The organism is Spirochaetaceae bacterium (genome assembly GCA_009784515.1).
Taxonomy (GTDB): domain Bacteria; phylum Spirochaetota; class Spirochaetia; order WRBN01; family WRBN01; genus WRBN01.
In genome coordinates this window covers 1-20,196 of the sequence record WRBN01000029.1, presented here as the reverse complement: position 1 = coordinate 20,196, position 20,196 = coordinate 1, and the positions used below count along the sequence as shown (strand labels likewise).

Genomic DNA, 20,196 nt, shown 5'->3' with positions numbered 1-20,196 from the left:
TTCTTCATCGGGCAGGCTTAAGAAATCGATGCCGCTTTCCTTAATTAGTCTAGCCAGCTCACGGGTGGTTATAACCATATCCACATCTTTATAGTCATGGACAAGCTCGGGCCTATCCTTTTCTTCTTTTTTACTGGTACAAGGCATAACGGCTACATGGTAAATATCACCGGCTTTTAGGCCGGCTTTTTCGGCATAATAACTTTTAGTTAACAGGCCGGTCATAATCATAGGGCTTTTACAGCTGCTAAAATGCTCTATCATATCGCCATGAAAACGTTCCATAAACTCTACCCAGCTGGGGCAGCAAGTGGTAATTAGTGGTAATTGCTCACCGCTATCCAGTCGCTTAAGCAGTTCTTGCGCCTCTTCCATAATGGTTAAATCGGCCCCAAAAACGGTATCAAAAATAGCTTTAAAACCCAGCCGGCGCAAAGCGGCGTAAATTTTACCGGTAACCGCCGTGCCTACCGGCAAGCCAAAAGCTTCGCCTAAACTTACCCTGACGGCGGGGGCTATCTGCACCGTCATTAACTTACGCGACAGGGCTAATTGGTCGGCTAGCTCATTAATATCTTCATTTTCTTTAATGGCATTAACCGGGCAATGGGCGGCACATTGACCGCACTTAATACACGGCCCTTCGGCTAAAGTTAACCCATCTACGGGCCGCACGCGCGATTTATCGGCTGCGCCCACCAGCTCGAGGGCATGCACATTTTGTACTTTGCTGCAAATTTGCACACAGCGGTTACAATGAATACAATAACGCGTATCAAAAACGATAGGCGATGAATTATCAACAAAATTCTCCTGCACCGCCGGGTTTAAAACCGAGCCTCTAATGTTAAGTTCGGCCGCTAAATTTTGCAATTCACAGCTGCCGCTGCGGCGGCAACCCAAACAATCTTGCGGATGCTCGGCCAATATTTCTTCGAGTATCGTCTTGCGGATAATATTTATATCAAGGTCGTGAGTGCGATAATAGGTACCGGCCTTTACCTTAGTATTACAAGCCCGTACCAAACGGCCATTGGGCATACGCACCACACAAATACCGCAAGCACCGCTGGGCGGCACATCGGGGTGGTAGCAAAGGGTAGGAATACGTACACCGGCCAGTTCGGCCGCCTCGATGATAGAAGCCCCTTCTTTAATATTAACAGCTATATCATTAACTTTAACCTCAATAATCATTTAAGTCTCCAAGTGTTGTTTTTAATTAAACAACTCGCGTTGTCCTTCTTGTTTTAACCGCCAGCCGCCATCACCGGCTTGTTCAGCAATTTCTTGCAATACGCCTAATATCGTTTGCCCTTCGGGAGTGCTGCCGTTTTTAAGTAAAGGCATAATATTTAGCACAATTTCATCAAAAGTAGCAACGTTATTAGCACGTTCGGCACGACGTAAGTGGCTAATTAAATAATATTTAATACGCAACTCAATATTTATATGAGTTTTAAATTTGGTGTTTTTCTTAATTTTATACAGCTCTGTTTTTTCTTCAAAATCAAAATCTGTTAAAAAAACGGCTAAATCTTCATATTCTTTTTTGAGTAAATCTAAAAAACCTAACTCTAATCCTCTAATAATGAGTTCATTATTAATTTGCTCTATAGTGGCTCCATTATTTTTAGCAATAACTCCTTCAATAGTTTGTAAAATAATTTGTCCTATATCCATACCTAAGTTAGCGCTTAACCATACACGCGGGTTTTTTACCTTTTTAAAGCTAATCATTAACTGGCCGCTAAGCACAGCAAAGGGTTTTTGGCGTTTTTTAAAGCTAGTTTGGCCATTCGGTTGAGCTGTGGCCCCCACATACTCAAAACCACTTAATTCAGCGGTAAGTTTAATTAAGTCCCAAAATTCGGGGTCTTTATGGGCAAAGACAAAGGTTAGCCACCTATCATATTTAAGTACACGGTACATTTCGCGTATGCTTTCAGCAATAAGTTTATTATAGGTTTCTTTACTTTGGTTATGCTCACCACCTTCAATGGCTTCGGCTAAATAATCTTCTTCGGTAACCTCAAAATCTAGCCAAGCATTCCACATAACAGATAAATCGAGGTAAGGTATTTTTTTGCCGTAAGGCGGGTCGGTATAAATATAATCGATACTTTCATCTTCTAAAGGTAATTGAGTGGCTGTACCTTGAATAACTTGCGGTAAACCATTGTATCTTATAAGATAATTTTCTAAAAAGATGGCCATTTCCATTTTAGCGGCCTTTACCTTTTGGTAACGCATTTCAAAGCAGGTAAGTACATCTACATAGGTAGGCTCTTTAGCAATACGATAACGATAATATTGAAAGGCGGCCGCATTACCGCCAAAGCCTGTTTTTGCCTTTACAGATGTACTAACATGATAAGTTAAATTTACCCGTGTAACTGTACCGCTAAACATTAACAGTAAAATTTTTTGTAAATTTTTATTTCTATGCTTTTTTATTAAAAACTTTAGTAAAGCAAGTTCGGCCAGTTGTTGCTTTGTAAATAATTCGCCAACGATGGCTACATCGGCATCTTTAGGCAAAGCCAAACGTAACCCTTTGGGCAAAGGGTATTTTTTTAAGGCTTTTTCTACATCTTCATCTGTTTTTGGTGCAAATTTTTTAAATTGCTCTTTTATGGCCACAAAAGCTGTGGTTAGCTCTTCTTCGGTTATAGGGGCTAATAAGGCTTCGGTCATAAAGATGGAAAGTGGGTTTAAATCGAGGTGAATAGCCTCGCGGTTACTCATCATCGCCTCTATTGCCGTAACGCCACTGCCGCCAAAGGGGTCTAGTACCACATCGCTTGGCTGGCTAAAGTTTTCTATATAAGTTTGAACAATATCCCAGCTTTGCCGCGTAAAATAGCCATGTACACCAAAATGCCGTTTAACGGCACGTTTTTTTACCTGTATTTCCTTAGGTAGTTTTCTGCTTTTATACCAACTATCATCATGTTTCAGTTCGGTTTGGGTGTAAATAACATTATCACTAATTATAGAATAAGGCGAAATATAGCAAAATAATCTTTGCCAATAGTATTCTATTTCATTTAAGTTAAAAACAAGTAAAGGCTTACTCTCTTCCCTTCGCCATAAGGCAAACTGCACACCATTACATAAAGCAAAATACGTGGCCCGCACTTCAGTATGGGCAGAATAGCTATACACCTGCTCTATATGGTCGTTATCTAAAATATGAATATTAGGTGCTTTAGCGTCTAAACAAACCACATAGTTGTCATCTATCTTTAATAAATAATCAGGTATTAACTTAATAGCCACCTTTTTATTACTGCCCACCTTTAAAAAGGGGTGTTTTAAGCTTTTACTGCGTTCAATAGCGTCATCTTCATAGCCTAACGCCTTAATTAAAGGTAAAATCATTACCTCACGCACGCTATCCTCTTTAAAGTTTGCGTCGTTCTTGAGAGCTTCAAAATTTATATTACCAAAAAGCTGTTCTTTAGTCATTATATCTCTTAATTATTCTTTACTGCTACAAAATTAAAAAGTTAACCGTTATATCATTAACTTTAACCTCAATAATCATTTAAGTCTCCCAAAGAAGCGTAATATTGGGCCTCATCGTGTTTAATGGCCGATTCGCGCACGGCATTAATAAAAGCCGCTGTAAAGTGCTCTAGAGCAAACAATAAACTATCGGCCCCAAACATGCCTATACTGCACATACTGGCCTGCTTCATAGCCCGGCCTACATTACCGGCCTGCCTAAGGTGCCCCATAACGACATTGTGATTGGTAAAAAGCTTTAAAAATTCTTTAATACGCGGCCCACCTAACCGGCACGGGCTGCATTCGCCGCAAATTTTTTCTTCGGTTAAGCTCATATTATCGTACAGTAAACTAAAAAGCGGCTTAGTAATGGTTAAGTTTTTATCTTTAATTAAACTATAATCGGCGGCTTTAATGGCGGCTATAAGCTCGTTCATATCGGCTTCGCCGGCTATAATAAAGCTATAATTTAAAGGATAAAGTATGACCACTATATCATCAAAATTAAAGCTATTATCTTTAGCCTGCATAACATAACTGTTAGTTATAGCTTTTTCGATACTAACCTTAAAGCTTCTAAATAATTTATTGCTATGCTCTATATTTTTACCAACATAAAAAGCAATAAGTAATGCATTTTGTACCATAGGTTTATATTATATACCCTTTTTACCGCTTTGGCAAGAGTGTTTTACGGCCTAACACGCTATTCTCTTTTGCTAAGTTACATTAAAATATATTGATAAAAATAGAATTTAGATGAATAGTTTAATAAATAAAAAGAGGGCTAAAGCCCTCTTTTCACTATCTAACGGCACAAGCCAGCCTATTTGACGGCCTGTGTCCCTATTTAGCCAACTTAACCCTTACTCCTATCGCTATAATGCGTATGTAACAGCTCATGCGCCTTGTGGCCTCCCGGCTCACCTAAAAACTCTTTGTAAAGTTTTTGGATAGACGGGTTTAAGTGCGATTTACGTAATTTATCATTGCCATCAATTTTGTAAAGCCCTTGCCTGCGGGCCTCAATTTTACCGGTGTCGCCATGAATATACGGCTGACCGCCGCCGCCGATACAACCGCCGGGACAAGCCATAATTTCGATGGCGTGGTAGTTAGCCTCGCCGGCCTCAATTTTTTCCAGCACTTTACGGGCATTGCCGAGTCCGTTGGTGATGGCAATGTTTAGTTTAAGGCCGTTAAAATCGACCACTGCCTCTTTAACACCTTCCATCGCTGTGCGCACGGCATGAAACTCTATATCGCTGCCTTTAAGCTCTTGCCCGGTAACGGTTTCGTAGGCGGTACGCAGAGCAGCTTCAATAACCCCTCCGGTCGTGGCAAAAATAGTGCCGGCACCGGTAGCTTCACCTAACGGGTTGTCAAATTCGGCATCGGGTAAGGCAGCAAAATTCACCCCGGCTTCGCGAAACATCTTGGCCAGTTCGCGCACGCTAAGTACATAATCAACATCGGACACGCCATCTTTAGTAAACTCTTCACGGCCGGCTTCATATTTTTTAGCCAAGCACGGCATAATGGCTACTACCACTAAATCTTTAGGGTCTATACCAATTTTCTGGGCGTAATAACTTTTGGTGATAGCACCCGACATTTGCATAGGGCTTTTACAAGTGGAAGGAATATTTAGCAAGCTAGGAAATTGCTGCTCTAAAAAATTAACCCAGCCGGGACAGCAACTGGTTAAAATGGGCAAATTTTTGCCGCTTTGTATCCTGTCTATTAACTCCTTAGATTCTTCCATGATGGTAAGGTCGGCGGCAAAATCGGTGCTAAAAACGGCATTAAAGCCCATCTTTTTAAGGCCGGCCACCAATTTACCGGTGCCGTCATAACCGGCAGCAAAACCAAACTCTTCACCGATAGAGGTACGTACAGCCGGCGCCGTTTGCACCACCACCGTCTTTTTAGGATTAGCTAAAGCGCTCCATACATCTTTAGTATAGTTAATTTCAGCAAGAGCGGCAGTAGGACACACGCTTACACATTGGCCGCAAAAGGTACAGTTGGTATCTTTTAAAGGCTCAAGGCCGGCGGTGCCTACAACGGCGGTAAAGCCGCGCCCGTAACCGGTTAAGGTGCCAACGGTTTGCACCGTATTACACATCGTTTCGCAGCGGCGACACATAATACATTTATTAAGGTCGCGCTTAATAGCCTTACTGCTTATATCCAGCGGGTAAGTTGATTGCTCGCCCTTGTACTTAACTTCATGTATGTTAAATTTTTTAGCTAAAGTTTGCAGCTCGCACTCTAAATTTTTACCGCAAGTTAAACATTCAAAAGGATGATCGCTTAGTAATAGCTCCAGCACATTACGACGGTGGTTAATAATTTCGGGAGTGTTGGTTACAATTTTCATACCCTCCGCCACCGGCACGGCGCACGAAGGCATCAAGCGTGGTTTAGCTTGCCCTTGTGTAACCTCTACCATACAAATCCGGCAGCTGGCCACGTGGTGGTCTAGCTTAAATAAGCCTAAATTCATATAACACAGGGCCGGTATCTCTAGCCCTTCTATCTTTTTACTAGCCTCTATAATTGTAGTACCGGCCTCTACTTCCAGCGGGGTACCATTTATCTCTATCTTTACCATTATTAATCTCCTTAAATCAAATCGATGGCGTTAAATTTACAGGCAGTTTTACAGATACCGCACTTGGTACACTCGGCCTGATTAACTATATGGATAAACTTACCCTCCGGCACTTTACCGTTGGCTAACTTGGCGGTTACCGGCCTATCGGTTAGGCTAATACACTCCGCCGGGCACTTTTTAGCGCAAACGGTACAGCCAATACAGTTATCATTAACAATATAACTTAACAACGATTTACAAACTCCTGCTCGGCATTTTTTATCATTAATATGCTCAAGGTATTCCTCACGGAAAAAACGCAAGCTGGACAACACCGGGTTAGGGGCCGTTTGCCCCAGTCCGCACAAGCTGGTTTTAACAATGGTGTTGCTTAGCTCTTCTAATTTCTCAAGAGTATCGGCAGGGGCTTTACCTTCGCTAATGGCAATTAACATTTCGTGCAGTCTTTTGGTGCCCACACGGCAGCTGGTACATTTGCCGCAGCTTTCTTCCTCTGTAAATTCTAGGTAAAATTTAGCCACATCTACCATACAGCTGGTTTCATCTAGCACAATCATACCGCCGCTGCCCATCATACTGCCAATATCCGAGAGGTTTTTGTAAGTAATAGGGGTATCGAGGTTTTCTTTAGTAATTAAACCACCCGATGGCCCGCCGGTTTGCACAGCTTTAAATTTTTTATGGTTTTTAATGCCGCCGCCAATTTCATAAACAATCTCACGTAAAGTAACGCCCATCGGTACTTCTACTAAACCAACGTTATTTACCATACCGGCTAAAGCAAAAACCTTTGTGCCCTTCGATTCTTCGGTGCCCACAGCGGCGTACCATTCGGGGCCGTTAAGCAAAATACGCGGCACATTAACCAAAGTTTCTACGTTATTAATAATGGTGGGTTGGTCCCACAAGCCTTTTTCGGCCGGGAAAGGGGGCTTGGTGGTTGGTTCGCCGCGTTGGCCCTCTATACTATGAATAAGAGCGGTTTCTTCACCGCAAACAAAAGCGCCGGCGCCAAATTTTAGCTCTACATCAAAGTTAAAGCCGCTGCCCAAAATGTTATCACCTAACAAACCGTAGGTGCGCAGTTGTTTTAAGGCAATATTTAAGCGCTCGATAGCCAGCGGATATTCGGCCCTAATATAAATGTAACCTTTATTGGCCCCTATCACATAACCAGCAATAGTCATTGCCTCCAGCACGCTGCAAGGGTCGCCCTCAAGGATACCGCGGTCCATAAAAGCGCCGGGGTCGCCTTCGTCGGCGTTACACAGCACAAATTTTTCGGAACTTTGGTACTTAGCGGCAAACTCCCACTTTAGGCCGATTGGAAAACCGGCCCCACCGCGCCCGCGTAAGCCCGATTTTTTCATAATATCAATCACTTCAGCCGGTTTAAGCTCGAACAAAACTTTGCCTAAAGCCTGAAAACCGCGCATAGCCACATATTCATCAATATCTTCGGGGTCTATTAACCCGCAGTTTTGCAGGGCAATACGTTTTTGCTTTTTATAAAAAGGCATATCGTGCTGCTTTTCGATTAAAGTATCACCAATCGGTTCATGATAAATTAATTTTCCTACTCTTTCGCCTTTTTTAATATGCGTTTCTACCAACTCGGCGGCATCTTCCGGTTTAACCTTAACGTAAAAGGTATCTTCCGGCATAACAAGGGCAATCGGGCCTTGCTCGCAAAAACCAAAACAACCGGTGGGCATAACATTAACACCCTCTATGCCTTGCTTTTTAAGCTCGTCCTGTAAGCTGGTGATAATTTCTAGGCTGCGCGAGGCGGTACAACCGGTACCGGCGCACACTAGAATATCGTGCTTAGCCGTACTTTTAGCTGCTTGCTCTATATCTTTTTTTACCTGCTCATCAATAACTTCGCGTAATGTTAGCCTAGTTAAATTTTGGCGGTATTTAGCTTTAAGCTCATCGTAATTTTTAATTTTTTCCATAACTATCCCTTTAATAATAATTAGCCAAAATATCTTTTACTTGCTCAGGTTTTACAGAGCCATAAACTTTTTCATTAATGGTAAGTACCGGCGCAAGGCCACAAGCGCCAATACAGCGCACCGCATCGATGGAGAACTTACCGTCATCGCTTACCTTACCGGCTTTTATGCCGGTTTGCTCTTCAAACTGAGCCAGCACCTCGCCGCTGCCGCGCACAAAACAGGCCGTACCCATACAAACAGCTATTTTGTATTTGCCCTTAGGTGTAACGGTAAAGTAATTGTAAAAACTAACAATACCCGAAATATGGGCCAAACTTACTCCCACTCTATCGGCTACGTGCTGCTGTACCTCGGCGGGTAGGTAACCAAAGATATGCTGCGCCTTATGTAATATTTGAATGATATTACCTTTACGGCGGTTATCATGCTTATCAAATTTATAGCCTGCTATAAATTCATCCAGCTCGTTATAAAATTTACTTGCCAACTGGTTTTGGCAATTTGCTTGTGCCAATTTAAATGCCCCCTTAATTGTATACTACTACCATTATACCACACAATTTTTAGTTGTGGCTAGCGTAAATTTTTAAAAACTAATTATTTTTACGTTTATTAAAGAATATCTTTATATTTTTTGGCAGGCCAGTAGCCAAACATCGAAATAAGAAACAAGGAATAATTAAAGAGTAAAGAATTTTTAATTTTTACTTCTTAATTTTAATTATTTCTAAAGTCTTGCCAAAAGCTCAAAAATTTGCTATTATTCTTTTAAATACAGCAGACCAACAACACCATTAATTTTTAGGCTGTAAGGAAGTAGTTTTAAAAATGAAAAAAATATTATTAACCCTGCTCACAGCTTTAAGTTTAACTTTAATAGCTTGTTCCTCGCCGCCAACTTTACACTACGAAGTTAGCGCCGTTTATGCCGATAGCCATGCCCCCGTTGATAGCTCTACTCAATTTAGGGTGTTCTTTTTTACGGCTGTAGGCGAACAAAACATACAAAGCGGTATGCCCTTTAACCACAGCTTTACCATACACGAAGATACAATGGGGTTTATCACCGTCAACCGCCTGCCGGCCGATAATACCGATTATATTTTTACCGTTACCATTAGGCGCAACGGCCGGATTGTTACCAGTAACCGCCATATCGGCAGCGGCAGTTTTGCCGGCCCGGTAGCTGTAAACCGCTGGTAAGTTTTTAACCATCATTAGCAAAATATTACAATTTAAAACCTTTCGTTGCCGAAAGGTTTTTTAATAGCTAACCATTAAATTTTAATTTGACATTGAAGCTTTGATGGTGTAAAATAACTTTACAAGCTGTCATAGTAGGCCTGTTTTAAAATTATTTTAATTACAGAAATACTTTGGCTTGCTAGCAGTTTGTTATTTAAAATTTATATTAATTAAGGAAGTTTAAATTTAACTTACGAAGTTACTGCCGTTTATGCCGGCACTAACGATACCGTAGACCCTACCACGCAATTTACTATCTTTTTACTTACCGCTGTAGGAGCAGAAACCAGAACCACTACCTTACCTTTTAGCCACAGCTTTATTGTTTATGCCGATGCCAGAGCAAGCCTTATCATCAGCCGCTTAGGGACGGACAGCCAAAACTACACCTTTACCTCTACTATTACCCGTAACGGCCGTATCGTTGGCAGCACTACTCATACTGGGGCTACCGGCTCGGTAGGGCCGGTAACGGTGGCTCGGCGTTAAGTTTAATTTTTTATTTTAAATAAGAACCGCATAAAAGAGGCTTTAGTTGGCCTTGAGTCCGAACCGCTAAGAGGTGATATTAGGCAGTATATAGGAAAATAAAGATGTTAATCAAAATAATGATTACCAATAAAAAAGGCCGCTATGCGGCCTCTCCTAAATCATTAACTATTAACTTATAAGTTAATAACTGCAAAGGGGGCCTTAAGGCCCCCTTTGTAAATTACTCTGCACCAAACTCATTGGCAAGGCCGGTAATTGTACCTTTAGCATCACCATAAATCATTATGGTATTTGGCCGTGTAAACAGCTCGTTCTCTATACCGCTAAAGCCTTTACCTTTCCCGCGCTTAAGCACAAATACCGTACGCGCTTCGTGGGCCTTAATAATAGGCATACCATAAATAGGCGAGCTGGTATCGGTTTCGGCAGCGGGGTTGACAACGTCGTTGGCACCAATTACCACTGCCACATCATAGGTTGGCATGGTGGGGTTAATTTCGTCCATCGTTTTTAGCTGCTCATAAGGAATATCGGCTTCGGCCAATAAAACGTTCATGTGGCCGGGCATACGGCCGGCTACCGGGTGAATAGCAAAGTTTACCTCTGCACCATTTTCTTCCAGCTTAGCGGCCAGTTCTTTTACAGCGTGCTGCGCTTGGGCAACGGCCATACCGTAACCGGGAATAAAGACCACACTTTGAGCGGCCTCCATCACCATATAAGCGTCTTCTACGCTCATCGATTTTGGCTCGGCCTGTGGGCCATTCGCCTTACCACTACTTACATTAGCCCCAAAACCACTAAATAAAAGGTTGCTGATAGAGCGGTTCATGGCCTTACACATAATAAGGGTAAGAATAATTCCCGATGCTCCTACCAAACAACCGGTTACTATAAGGGCAGGATTTAAAATAATAAAGCCGGCACTGGCAACAGCTAAACCAGTAAGGCTGTTGATAAGCGAAATAACCACCGGCATATCGCCGCCGCCAATACGCATAACCAAAGTAATACCAAAAATGGCCGAAATAACCATTAAGGCGATAATAGCATAGGTTTTAATCTCTACACTTACTATACTAACAGGCAAAGCGTACACAACAATAATAGCCGCTACCAATAACATAATAAGAGCGTTAAGGCCATTTTGACCGGGAAACATTACAGCTTTACCCGAAATTTTTTCTGATAATTTAAGGGTGGCAATAATTGAACCGGTAAAGGCCATTGCCCCAATAAAGATAGCTAGCCCCGTAGAAACAGCAGTTATAATATCGGTCTCACCGCCTGTAGCCCGAATACGTAAAAAGTCTACTGCACCAACAGCAAAGGAGGCCAAAGCACCAAAGCCGTTAAGCATGGCCACCATTTCAGGCATACCCGTCATGGCTACCTTTTTAGCCCAAACAATACCAATTAAAGAAGCCAAAATAATAGCGACAAATATCCATAAATGAACATTATCAAAAGTGCCGATAAAGCCAGCGGCCATAACTTGAGGGTCGAAAAAGATGGCCACCACAGCCACCAACATAGCAAAGGCCGAAACCGCATTACCTTGCCTAGCTGTTTTAATTTTGCCTAGCCGTTTTATACCCATAATAAATAATACGGCCGATAAAATGTATGCTAAGTTAATAAGCATTTCTCGCATTATTTTTTACCTCCCTTATCTTTAAACATCTCTAACATACGGGCGGTAACCAAAAAGCCGCCCACCACATTGATAGTGGCTAAAAAAATACCCAGTAACCCAAGCCACATGCCTAAGCTGCCAAAGGTTTGACCGGCGGTAATGCTAACCGCACCTATTAAAATAATGCCCGAAATAGCATTAGTAGCCGACATTAACGGCGTATGCAGCTGCGAAGGCACCTTAGCAATAAGCTCTAACCCCAAAAAAGCCGCCATAACAAAGACAAACAACAGGCTAATTATACCCATAAAATTTTTCTCCTATAATTTAATAACTGAAAATTAAAAGCCACTAGCTTTCAACTTTCACCTTTCCGCTTTTAATTAAATAAATCGTGGGTGGATAATCTTCCCACCATCGGTAATCACACAACCGGCCAAAATTTCATCGGCAGGGTCGTACTTAAAACTTTTCTTTTCGTTATCCCAAAAGTGCTCAAGTAGGTTAAAGATGTTACCGCTAAACATCGCCGAAGCGTCTTTAGCGACAAACCTTTCTAGGCTGTCGCCGCCCACAATAAGCACACCGTTATCCAGCATTACATCTTTGGTAGGGTCGCTGCCTTCCACATTACCGCCGGTTTTAACAGCCATATCCACCACAATGCTGCCGGGCTTCATTTGGGCAAGCATTTCCTTAGTAATAAGGATTGGGGCTTTGCGGCCAAAAACTTTAGCGGTAGTAATAACAATATCGCTGCCGGCACAAACCTTTGCTTGGCCTTTGCGTTGCAATTCAACTTGTTCGGGGGTAAGCTCTTTGGCATAACCTTGCTCGGTTTGACCGGTTTCACCAATATCAATTTTAACAAATTTGGCACCCAAACTTTTTACTTGCTCTTCTACCACCGGCCTTGTATCAAAGGCTTCTACACGGCTGCCCAAACGTTTCGCGGTAGCAATGGCCTGTAAACCGGCCACACCCACACCAATAATAAAAACTTTGGCGGGCGAGATGGTACCCGAAGGGGTCATCATCATAGGGAAAACCTTTGGCAGTTTGGTTGCGGCAAGCAGCACGGCGTAATAACCGGCCAGCGAAGCCTGAGAACTTTGAATATCCATCTTTTGAGCGATGGTAGTACGCGGCATCATTTCTAGGCTTAACATTCGGATACCGGCACCGGCAAAATCATTAATGGCGGCTTTTTCGTTAAAAACATCAAAGCTGCTAACATGCAAGGTATCTTTTTTAATACCGCTTACATTATCTGGTTTGTTAATACGCACCACGATGTCGGCAAAATTATAGCCGTCATTTAAAGACATAAGCTTAGCGCCGGCGGCTTCGTACTCGGCATCGGTACAGCCGGCTATCTTTAACCCGGCCCCTCTTTCTACGGCAACTTCATAACCCATACCGATTAACTTTTTGACATCGGCAGGGACTAAGGCAGCTCGCGTTTCATTTTTATCAGTTTCTTTACATAAAAATACTTTATTCATAGCTACTATTTAGGCTAATAAATTAGCCCGTAAACGCCTCCTGTATTTATTTTAACTACCATTATAGCATAATTAAAATAAATAGCAAGAAGAAAAATTACAGTTTTAATAGTTATTAGAGCTACTTAAATAAAAATTTTCCCTTAAAAATTAATTTAGCCCCTTACCGGGACTAAATTAATCACCTAAATACAGCAATTATATTTATTTATAATACTGTACCAATTCTTGGCTGCTAATACCTAAATATTTAAAGAATTAAGCAATTCCATAAATTGCTCTTTAACTTGCCTGTTACCTTTTAACTCTAAAAACTTAACATTATTAGCAAAAAACTGAGCTTTGTTTTGTTCGCTTAAAGTATCGGTTATAAAAATATCGGTATCGCGGGCAAAAACCACATCGGCACTTTCAGGGTTACCTCTACCCATCAGTTTCACTTCTACTTTGTAACTTTGAGTTTTATCTTTGTTCCACAATTTAAAGTCAATTTCACGGTCAAAATCTTTATTTTCATCTTTTTTAAAAATTTCACTATTTATATACTCTTCCGGTACATCACATAACTTACACAAAGCTAGCATTAAAGGTTTTTCTACTTTTTTGCCCATAGCGCTCCAAGCGCCGCCCCTAATAGCCATCTTTTTGGTAGCTAAAGCATTTATTACCAGTAAACTTTCTGTTAAAGATAGCTCCACTGATATACCATTATAAGAAAGTTTTATAATAACACTTAGACCAGCCTGCGTATCATCTTCTAAAGCCGAAACCATTGCCGCTAAATACTCAAAGTTTTCGTTAGCAAATTCCAGCACTACCTCCTTAGTGGCTGTACCTTTAATGTTAGTGATAGTTTTTTTATTAACACCGGCATAAATGGCCGCTTCTTCGGGTAATAATAACTTACTATTAATAAACCTTTCTTTATACCATTCTAAATTAATATGAGTATTATGATATTTGGCATCGATAATTTCTTTAAAAAATTTAATAGCAAAATCTAAGAACTCAACATTAATGGCATTTATCACCACCGTACGGTAATCTTCGCCCTTAAGTAATTTACTAATGGTATCTTTAACCACTGCTTCTTCAAAGGTTATCATAATGCCCGCCTTGCTGAATAATATTGATGTATTTTTCATTTTGCTCACATAAAACAGGAATACGTTCCATTTGAGTAGCAACCCTACCGAAAGTGCCGCTACCGGCAAAAGGGTCGAGCACGACATCGCCCGGGAAAGAATAATAAGTTAAAACCTTTTCACACAACTCTTCTGGGAAGACAGCCGGGTGGTTTTTATCGGCCTTAGGCTGAATATACCAACAATTAGTTGATTCGTATTTTTCGGCTTTATTAATCCCTAAGCCACTAGGATACTTTTTGATATTTTTATCCAACAAAAAATCGGCGGCCTTACGGTAAACGAGGAGCGATTCTGTAATACAATTTGGTTTATAACTTAAGGGTAACCGTGTTTGGTGGTAGCCACCCACTCGATTGGGCACGCTATACTCTGGTTTTATCCAAATAATTTCATCGATAAAATAAAAGCCGGCCTGCTCTAAAATTTTATGAAAATCGAAATGAATAGGATACCTAATGCTTTCAAACTCGCGGCCCGGCCGTTTGGTAATAACCGGTGAAACATTGATAATGATAAAGCGCCCATCTTCTAACACCCTAAAACACTGCTCCAATGTCTTAAATATTTTGCTTAAATAATCGTTATACGATTTATAATCTGCATAAAGACGTGCATTGTAATAAGGCGGCGAGCTAAAGATAAGCTGCACCGATTGTTCGGGTAATATAGGCAAGGTAATAACATTATCACCCTTTAATAATAAAGGATTAACTATTTTAGGAAGATGTTTTTCACTCTTTTTACTTTGCCTATAGGTATAATAGCGCTGCATTTTGTCTAAAACTTCGTTATCAAAATGCTTAAGTATAGCTTGTTGTAACTCTAAAAAACGTAAATCTGTATTATTGTAAAGACAGGTTCTAAACATCTGGTAAACCAATTCCATAAAGCCACAACTATAAACATTATTATGAATAAAGTTATAAATTTTGTCTTTATTAAGCTGCCTACCAATAGAGGAGACTATCTCACGCCGAATATCAATCGGGTTATCTTGAGCAAATAAGATAATAAGCTTATCTAAATTTTCTTCGCTACGCTTAGCCCCAAGCTCTTTAATGTAACTAACCGATAGCTTCTCTTCATTAAATAAATTTATTTGGCTTATTTTACTAAAATCTAGTAAAGTATCTCTCATACTTTATTTTAAATACCTATATATCTAAATTAATGGCATAAGCCGCATTTTCCTCTATAAATTGCCTGCGCGGCGGCACTTGGTCGCCCATTAAAATGGTAAACCACTTATCGGCCTCGATAGCGTCCTGCATGGTAACACGGGTTAAGCTGCGGTTTTCTTTATTCATAGTGGTTTCGCCCAGTTCTTCGCTGTTCATCTCACCTAAACCTTTGTAACGCATAATATCATCACTGCCTTCGGCTTTAACAACGGCATCACGTTCGTCATCACTAAAAGCATAAAAATGTTTTTTACCCTTACTTACTTTATAAAGCGGCGGGTTAGCAATGTACACAAAGCCGCCCTCTACTAATTTAGCCATATACCTAAAAAAGAAGGTGAGCATAAGGGTGCGAATGTGGCTGCCGTCCACATCGGCATCGGCCATAATGATAATTTTATGGTAGCGCAGCTTTTCTACATCAAAGTCATCGCCAATCCCTGCACCCAGCGCCAAAATAACGGGCAAGAGCTTTTCGTTATCAATTACTTTCTCCAACCGAGTTTTTTCTACGTTAAGCATTTTACCCCATAAAGGTAGAATGGCCTGTGTGCGCCTATCGCGGCCCTCTTTAGCACTGCCGCCGGCGCTATCGCCTTCCACAATGAATAACTCGCAGCTGGCCGGGTCTTTATCGCTGCAATCGGCCAGTTTATCGGGCAACCCGCTGCCGCCCAACACACTCTTACGGCGGGCTAAATCACGGGCTTTACGGGCAGCCAACCGAGCATTGGCGGCGTTACAGGCATTTTCGAGGATAATATCAATAACTTTAGGCTCAGCCTCAAAAAAAGCGGTAAGCCGTTCGTAAACGGCGCTATCCACCGCCCCCTTAACCTCGTTATTCCCCAGCTTCTGCTTAGTTTGCCCCTCAAATTGCGGATTGGCAATTTTAATACTGATAATAGCCACTAAGCCCTCGCGCACATCATCGCTGGTAAGAGCCCCTTCACTAAGTTTTTTAAGATGACGGCTATCTTTAACAAAATTATTAATAACACGCGTTAAAGCGGTGCGAAAGCCGGTAAGGTGCGTACCGCCTTCGCGGGTGTTAATGTTATTAACAAAACTATAGGTAATTTCGTTAATATCATTATTATATTGCAGGCTAATTTCCATACGTACGTTATCGTTTTCTATTTCAAAGTAGATGGGTTCGTTATGAATGACGGCTTTATTTTGACTTAAATAACTGACAAACTCTTTAACACCGCCCTCAAAGTGAAACTCGCGGGTGATAGGCGTTTCTTTACGATCGTCAACAATAATAATTTTGATGCCTTTATTTAAAAAGGCCAGCTCGCGCAAACGTGCCACCAAAACATCAAAACTGTAAGCGGTGGTTTCGGTAAAAATTTGGTCATCGGCCTTAAACCTGATGGTGGTACCTTTTTTTTCGGTATCGCCCAAATGCTGTAATTCGTGGCGGGTAATACCTCTATCAAAACATTGGGTGTAAATTTTACCTTCGCGGTAAACTTTAGCCTCCAGCCACTCCGACAGGGCATTAACCACCGATACCCCCACACCGTGCAAACCACCCGATACTGCGTAACTATCTTTATCAAATTTTCCGCCGGCATGCAGTTTGGTCATAACTACTTCAAGGGCCGAAAGGCCCTCTTCGGGGTGAATATCCACCGGGATACCGCGTCCGTCGTCTTCTACCCTAATGATGTTATCTTTTTCGATAATCACCTTAACCCACGTACAATGGCCGGCTAAGGCTTCATCGATACTGTTATCAACAACTTCGTAAACTAAATGGTGAAGGCCATCGGGGCCGGTACTGCCAATATACATACCCGGCCTAACGCGTACGGCCTCTAGGCCCTTTAATATTTGAATACTTTGTGCACTATAATCGCTCATAGCTACACTATATCAGGTTTAAGTACTTTAGGCTAGACCGCCAGCAGCTTTTATAGTTAAGAACTGATAACTTAAATTAAAAGAAAAGATTTTAAACCACAAAAGATATGAAAAAACTTACCCCTTTGTGTGTGCCTAATGCTTTTCGCAGCAGAATAAAATATTTTCATTTTTCTTTTCAAATATACTTGACAATCATAGTACTTTGATATATAATTTATCTTGACAATAAGACTATTTTAACAACAAAAATAGTTTTATAAAAAAAATTAACTTAGGAGGTAAAAATGGAGGCAGAAAAAGAAAGCTTGGCCGATGCCAATTTGTCAGAGGGCCTATTACGCGGCCACACCGATACCATCGTATTGGGCATTTTAATGCAGAGCGATGCCTATGGCTTTGAAATTTATAACCGGATACGAAAGCGCACCGAAGAAAGGTACGAATTAAAAGAGGCCACTTTATATTCCAGTTACAAACGGCTGGAGGCCGATGGTTGTATCTCTTCATACTGGGGAGATGAAACATTGGGTGCAAGGCGCAAATATTACCAAATTTGTGAAAAAGGGAAACAAACCTTTTGGCAAAATGTACGCGATTGGAACTTTACCAAAACAATTATTGATGGGCTGCTCACCATAGAGTAGCGAAAACGGAGGAAATATGAATACACAAGCATTTGTTAATTCCCTTTTTGAGGGTTACGAAGAAACGGTGGCGCTGACCGACTTTAAAGAAGAGCTTTTGGCTAACCTTAACGCTAAAATAGAAAATTTGATGAAGAAAGGTTTAGATGAAAAAACAGCTTTTGAAAAAGCTACTACCGAGCTTGGCGATGTCTCGGCTTTAGCCGATGAGCTTTCGCTTAAAAAACGCAACGAAATTTTACAGGAGGTTTATATGGGTATTCAGCAATATATGAGCAAGAGCCGGGTGGCCGGTTACATTGCCTTTGGGGCTTTACTCCTTTTAGGGGCCGCCATCGGGGCAACCGTCTTTTTTGCTACAAGATCGACGGGGTTTCCCGCAATGTTATCACTTACGGCCATGTTTGGCAGTATTTTACCCTTTATCACCGTAACCGTAGCGGGCTTTACTTGGTTGGGTATGACACAGGAAACCGCCACCGCTTTTCCCGCAAGTAAAAAGAGAGCCGCTTGGTATGCCGCCGCCGCCGCTCTTATTGCCTTTGCCATTTTTACGATGCCAGTAACTTTTTTTGGCACGATGTCGGCCATCGAGACTGGAGAAAGGTTTACCAGCGAAGTTGCCCCTTATATGCAAGAACGTTTTGCCGAACGCTTTCGCTCTCATTCTCACTTACCTCTTACTTTTGAGCAAGGTGTCCCCACAGCTATCGCCTTAATTCCGCTTATCGGTCTTATCATCACCTTTTTACTGCCCGGTATCGGTTTGTTAGCTTTTTTAATTTTAACCGAAAAAGAGAGGCTAAAACCTTGGGCCAAAAACCTGTATGGCCAAGAGCAGTACAACTTAATATGGAATAGCCCGGAAGCCGGCGTAAAATTTGGTATGATAAGCGGCGCTATCTGGATTTTTGCTGTAGCTATCTTTTTAACACTGGGGTTTTTGGCCAGTTGGAGCTGGTCTTGGATAATATTTATTTTTGCCACCGGCCTGCAAGCTTTGCTCCCCACCTTTTTTATGAAAAGGAAAGAAAAGAATTAATAGTAAGAATTAAAAACTGAAAATTAAAAAGGAACGAGTAATAAAGAACCGGGAAAATTTTTCTGTTCCTTGTTACTTATTCCTTTTTTATTAAAGGATAGATATAGATGGATAGTCATCATTAAGGTAACTATCCATCTATAGGTACTAAATATTTAACGCAAAATTACGCTTACAGGCCAAACTTTAATCTTTTAGCTTTACTTTAACCGTAAACTATGCTAAACTATTACTATGAAAAAAATATTAACTATAGCTTTATTACTAATAGCCATAAACGCACAAGGGCAAGGGTTGCCGGTAGCGGCTAACGCTACGCTAGCCAGTTTATTCCCTGATGAGAATTTAAGGGCGGTGGTGGCGGAAGTGTTAGGGCCTAATGCCGGGTTAACCGGGCAGAGGTTGAGTGATGAGTTGGCAGAGGTTGAATGGCTTAGGGCTAGTGGGAGAGGTATTAACAATGCAGAGGGTATTGAGTATTTAATTGGATTAACTGAACTATATATAAGTTTTAACTACTTAACTACATTAAATTTAAGCACTTTAACTAAATTAAATAGGTTTTATGCAAGAAATAACCAGTTAACTATTATTAATATAAACAATTTAATTAATTTAATAGAGATTGATGTGAGCCATAATCCATTAATTAGCCTTGATATAAATTATAATGTTAATTTAATAAGAATTTGGCTTGTAGGGAACCTTTTAGAAAAAAAAGATATAAAAGGACTTAACGATAAAACACAAATATTAAGATCCGATCAGTAATTATTTATATATTTAATGTAAATAATTACTGATCAGTTTTTACATTAATTAATATTTGTATTAAATCGTCTACATATTATATTTACTCTCCTTAATACATTCTCTGTGGTAGGGTCAGGATCCCAATGAGTATTTTTCTGTCTATCTATTAGAGTGAAATGGGTGCCGGTATTGTTAAATAATGTAGTCCCATGTTCATGCCTTACAAAGCGGCTGGTCATATTATTGTCATTAACTGTAGGCCTAGTTACAGAGGCAGGTACATTTAACATGGCCATCGCTTTAGCTATGGCCATGTTATTATCTTCAACGAAACATGTAACATTCGCCTCAAGCCTACCATGCCACCCGGTAATAATATATACCCTTCTTTGACTTGTTGGTTTTTGTAAATCTTCTTGGTACTCGGCCCATGTTCCCACACCTTCGGTGTAAAGCTGTTTAATCTGCTGTGGTTTTAAAATTCTATCTTCCGGCGTTATTCTTTGTGCTTCATCTCTGTCTCTGTTTAAAGCTACAAAATATTCATCGGCCAATATTTCGCCTATCGCCTGTAATACGCG

At 40.9% G+C, this 20,196-nt stretch carries 17 protein-coding genes; 4 read left to right on the top strand and 13 right to left on the bottom strand.

The genetic code is table 11. The annotated features are described in order from the left end of the window. The 6 genes from FWE37_04670 to FWE37_04645 all read right to left on the bottom strand — a co-directional run. On the bottom strand, positions 1 to 1,197 hold a 1,197-nt coding region (locus FWE37_04670; GenBank protein MCL2520281.1), incomplete at its 3' end, for a 2Fe-2S iron-sulfur cluster-binding protein. 21 nt (positions 1,198 to 1,218) lie between these two features. Next, positions 1,219 to 3,471, bottom strand: a complete 2,253-nt coding sequence (locus FWE37_04665) for a type I restriction enzyme HsdR N-terminal domain-containing protein (protein MCL2520280.1) — start codon at positions 3,469 to 3,471, stop codon at positions 1,219 to 1,221. A gap of 68 nt (positions 3,472 to 3,539) precedes the next feature. Further along, the gene (locus FWE37_04660) at positions 3,540 to 4,160 is read right to left on the bottom strand and encodes a hypothetical protein (GenBank protein MCL2520279.1); all 621 of its coding nucleotides are present in this window, start codon (positions 4,158 to 4,160) and stop codon (positions 3,540 to 3,542) included. Between the two features lie 212 nt (positions 4,161 to 4,372). Further along, positions 4,373 to 6,130 (bottom strand): NADH-dependent [FeFe] hydrogenase, group A6, encoded by a 1,758-nt coding sequence (locus FWE37_04655; protein ID MCL2520278.1) that lies wholly within the window; start codon positions 6,128 to 6,130, stop codon positions 4,373 to 4,375. 11 nt (positions 6,131 to 6,141) lie between these two features. Further along, positions 6,142 to 8,091, bottom strand: a complete 1,950-nt coding sequence (locus FWE37_04650) for an NADH-quinone oxidoreductase subunit NuoF (protein MCL2520277.1) — start codon at positions 8,089 to 8,091, stop codon at positions 6,142 to 6,144. A 10-nt stretch (positions 8,092 to 8,101) separates the two neighbouring features. Next, positions 8,102 to 8,608, bottom strand: coding sequence for an NAD(P)H-dependent oxidoreductase subunit E (locus tag FWE37_04645; GenBank protein ID MCL2520276.1), 507 nt, complete (start codon positions 8,606 to 8,608; stop codon positions 8,102 to 8,104). A 314-nt stretch (positions 8,609 to 8,922) separates the two neighbouring features. On the opposite strand from FWE37_04645, the gene FWE37_04640 reads away from it, so the two are divergent. Continuing rightward, complete coding sequence (locus tag FWE37_04640; GenBank protein MCL2520275.1) at positions 8,923 to 9,297, top strand: hypothetical protein; 375 nt, start codon at positions 8,923 to 8,925, stop codon at positions 9,295 to 9,297. Positions 9,298 to 10,051: 754 nt separating this feature from the next. Here the strand turns inward: FWE37_04640 and FWE37_04635 are convergent. The 6 genes from FWE37_04635 to gyrB form a co-directional block, all read right to left on the bottom strand. Then, a complete protein-coding gene (locus tag FWE37_04635; GenBank protein MCL2520274.1) occupies positions 10,052 to 11,485 on the bottom strand; it encodes an NAD(P)(+) transhydrogenase (Re/Si-specific) subunit beta in 1,434 nt (477 codons plus the stop codon). Then, a complete protein-coding gene (locus tag FWE37_04630) occupies positions 11,485 to 11,775 on the bottom strand; it encodes an NAD(P) transhydrogenase subunit alpha (protein ID MCL2520273.1) in 291 nt (96 codons plus the stop codon). Before FWE37_04630 ends, FWE37_04635 begins: the two co-directional genes overlap by 1 nt. Positions 11,776 to 11,850: 75 nt before the next feature. Then, on the bottom strand, positions 11,851 to 12,972 hold the full coding sequence (locus tag FWE37_04625; GenBank protein ID MCL2520272.1) for an NAD(P) transhydrogenase subunit alpha: 1,122 nt from the start codon (positions 12,970 to 12,972) through the stop codon (positions 11,851 to 11,853). A gap of 242 nt (positions 12,973 to 13,214) precedes the next feature. Further along, the gene (locus tag FWE37_04620) at positions 13,215 to 14,078 is read right to left on the bottom strand and encodes a CfrBI family restriction endonuclease (protein MCL2520271.1); all 864 of its coding nucleotides are present in this window, start codon (positions 14,076 to 14,078) and stop codon (positions 13,215 to 13,217) included. Continuing rightward, positions 14,065 to 15,258, bottom strand: coding sequence for a site-specific DNA-methyltransferase (locus FWE37_04615; GenBank protein MCL2520270.1), 1,194 nt, complete (start codon positions 15,256 to 15,258; stop codon positions 14,065 to 14,067). The genes FWE37_04620 and FWE37_04615 overlap by 14 nt, the downstream gene beginning before the upstream one ends. Positions 15,259 to 15,274: 16 nt before the next feature. Beyond that, on the bottom strand, positions 15,275 to 17,173 hold the full coding sequence (gene gyrB, locus FWE37_04610; GenBank protein MCL2520269.1) for a DNA topoisomerase (ATP-hydrolyzing) subunit B: 1,899 nt from the start codon (positions 17,171 to 17,173) through the stop codon (positions 15,275 to 15,277). 287 nt (positions 17,174 to 17,460) lie between these two features. On the opposite strand from gyrB, the gene FWE37_04605 reads away from it, so the two are divergent. The 3 genes from FWE37_04605 (at position 17,461) to FWE37_04595 (ending at position 19,633) form a co-directional block, all read left to right on the top strand. Next, on the top strand, positions 17,461 to 17,820 hold the full coding sequence (locus FWE37_04605; protein ID MCL2520268.1) for a PadR family transcriptional regulator: 360 nt from the start codon (positions 17,461 to 17,463) through the stop codon (positions 17,818 to 17,820). A gap of 16 nt (positions 17,821 to 17,836) precedes the next feature. Beyond that, positions 17,837 to 18,862 carry a permease prefix domain 1-containing protein gene (locus FWE37_04600; GenBank protein MCL2520267.1) on the top strand — a complete coding sequence of 342 codons (1,026 nt, stop codon included), beginning with the start codon at positions 17,837 to 17,839 and terminating at the stop codon, positions 18,860 to 18,862. A gap of 234 nt (positions 18,863 to 19,096) precedes the next feature. Beyond that, the gene (locus FWE37_04595) at positions 19,097 to 19,633 is read left to right on the top strand and encodes a hypothetical protein (protein MCL2520266.1); all 537 of its coding nucleotides are present in this window, start codon (positions 19,097 to 19,099) and stop codon (positions 19,631 to 19,633) included. Between the two features lie 44 nt (positions 19,634 to 19,677). On the opposite strand, the gene FWE37_04590 is transcribed toward FWE37_04595, so the two are convergent. Next, positions 19,678 to 20,196: hypothetical protein (locus FWE37_04590; GenBank protein MCL2520265.1), on the bottom strand; the 519-nt coding region annotated here is incomplete at its 5' end.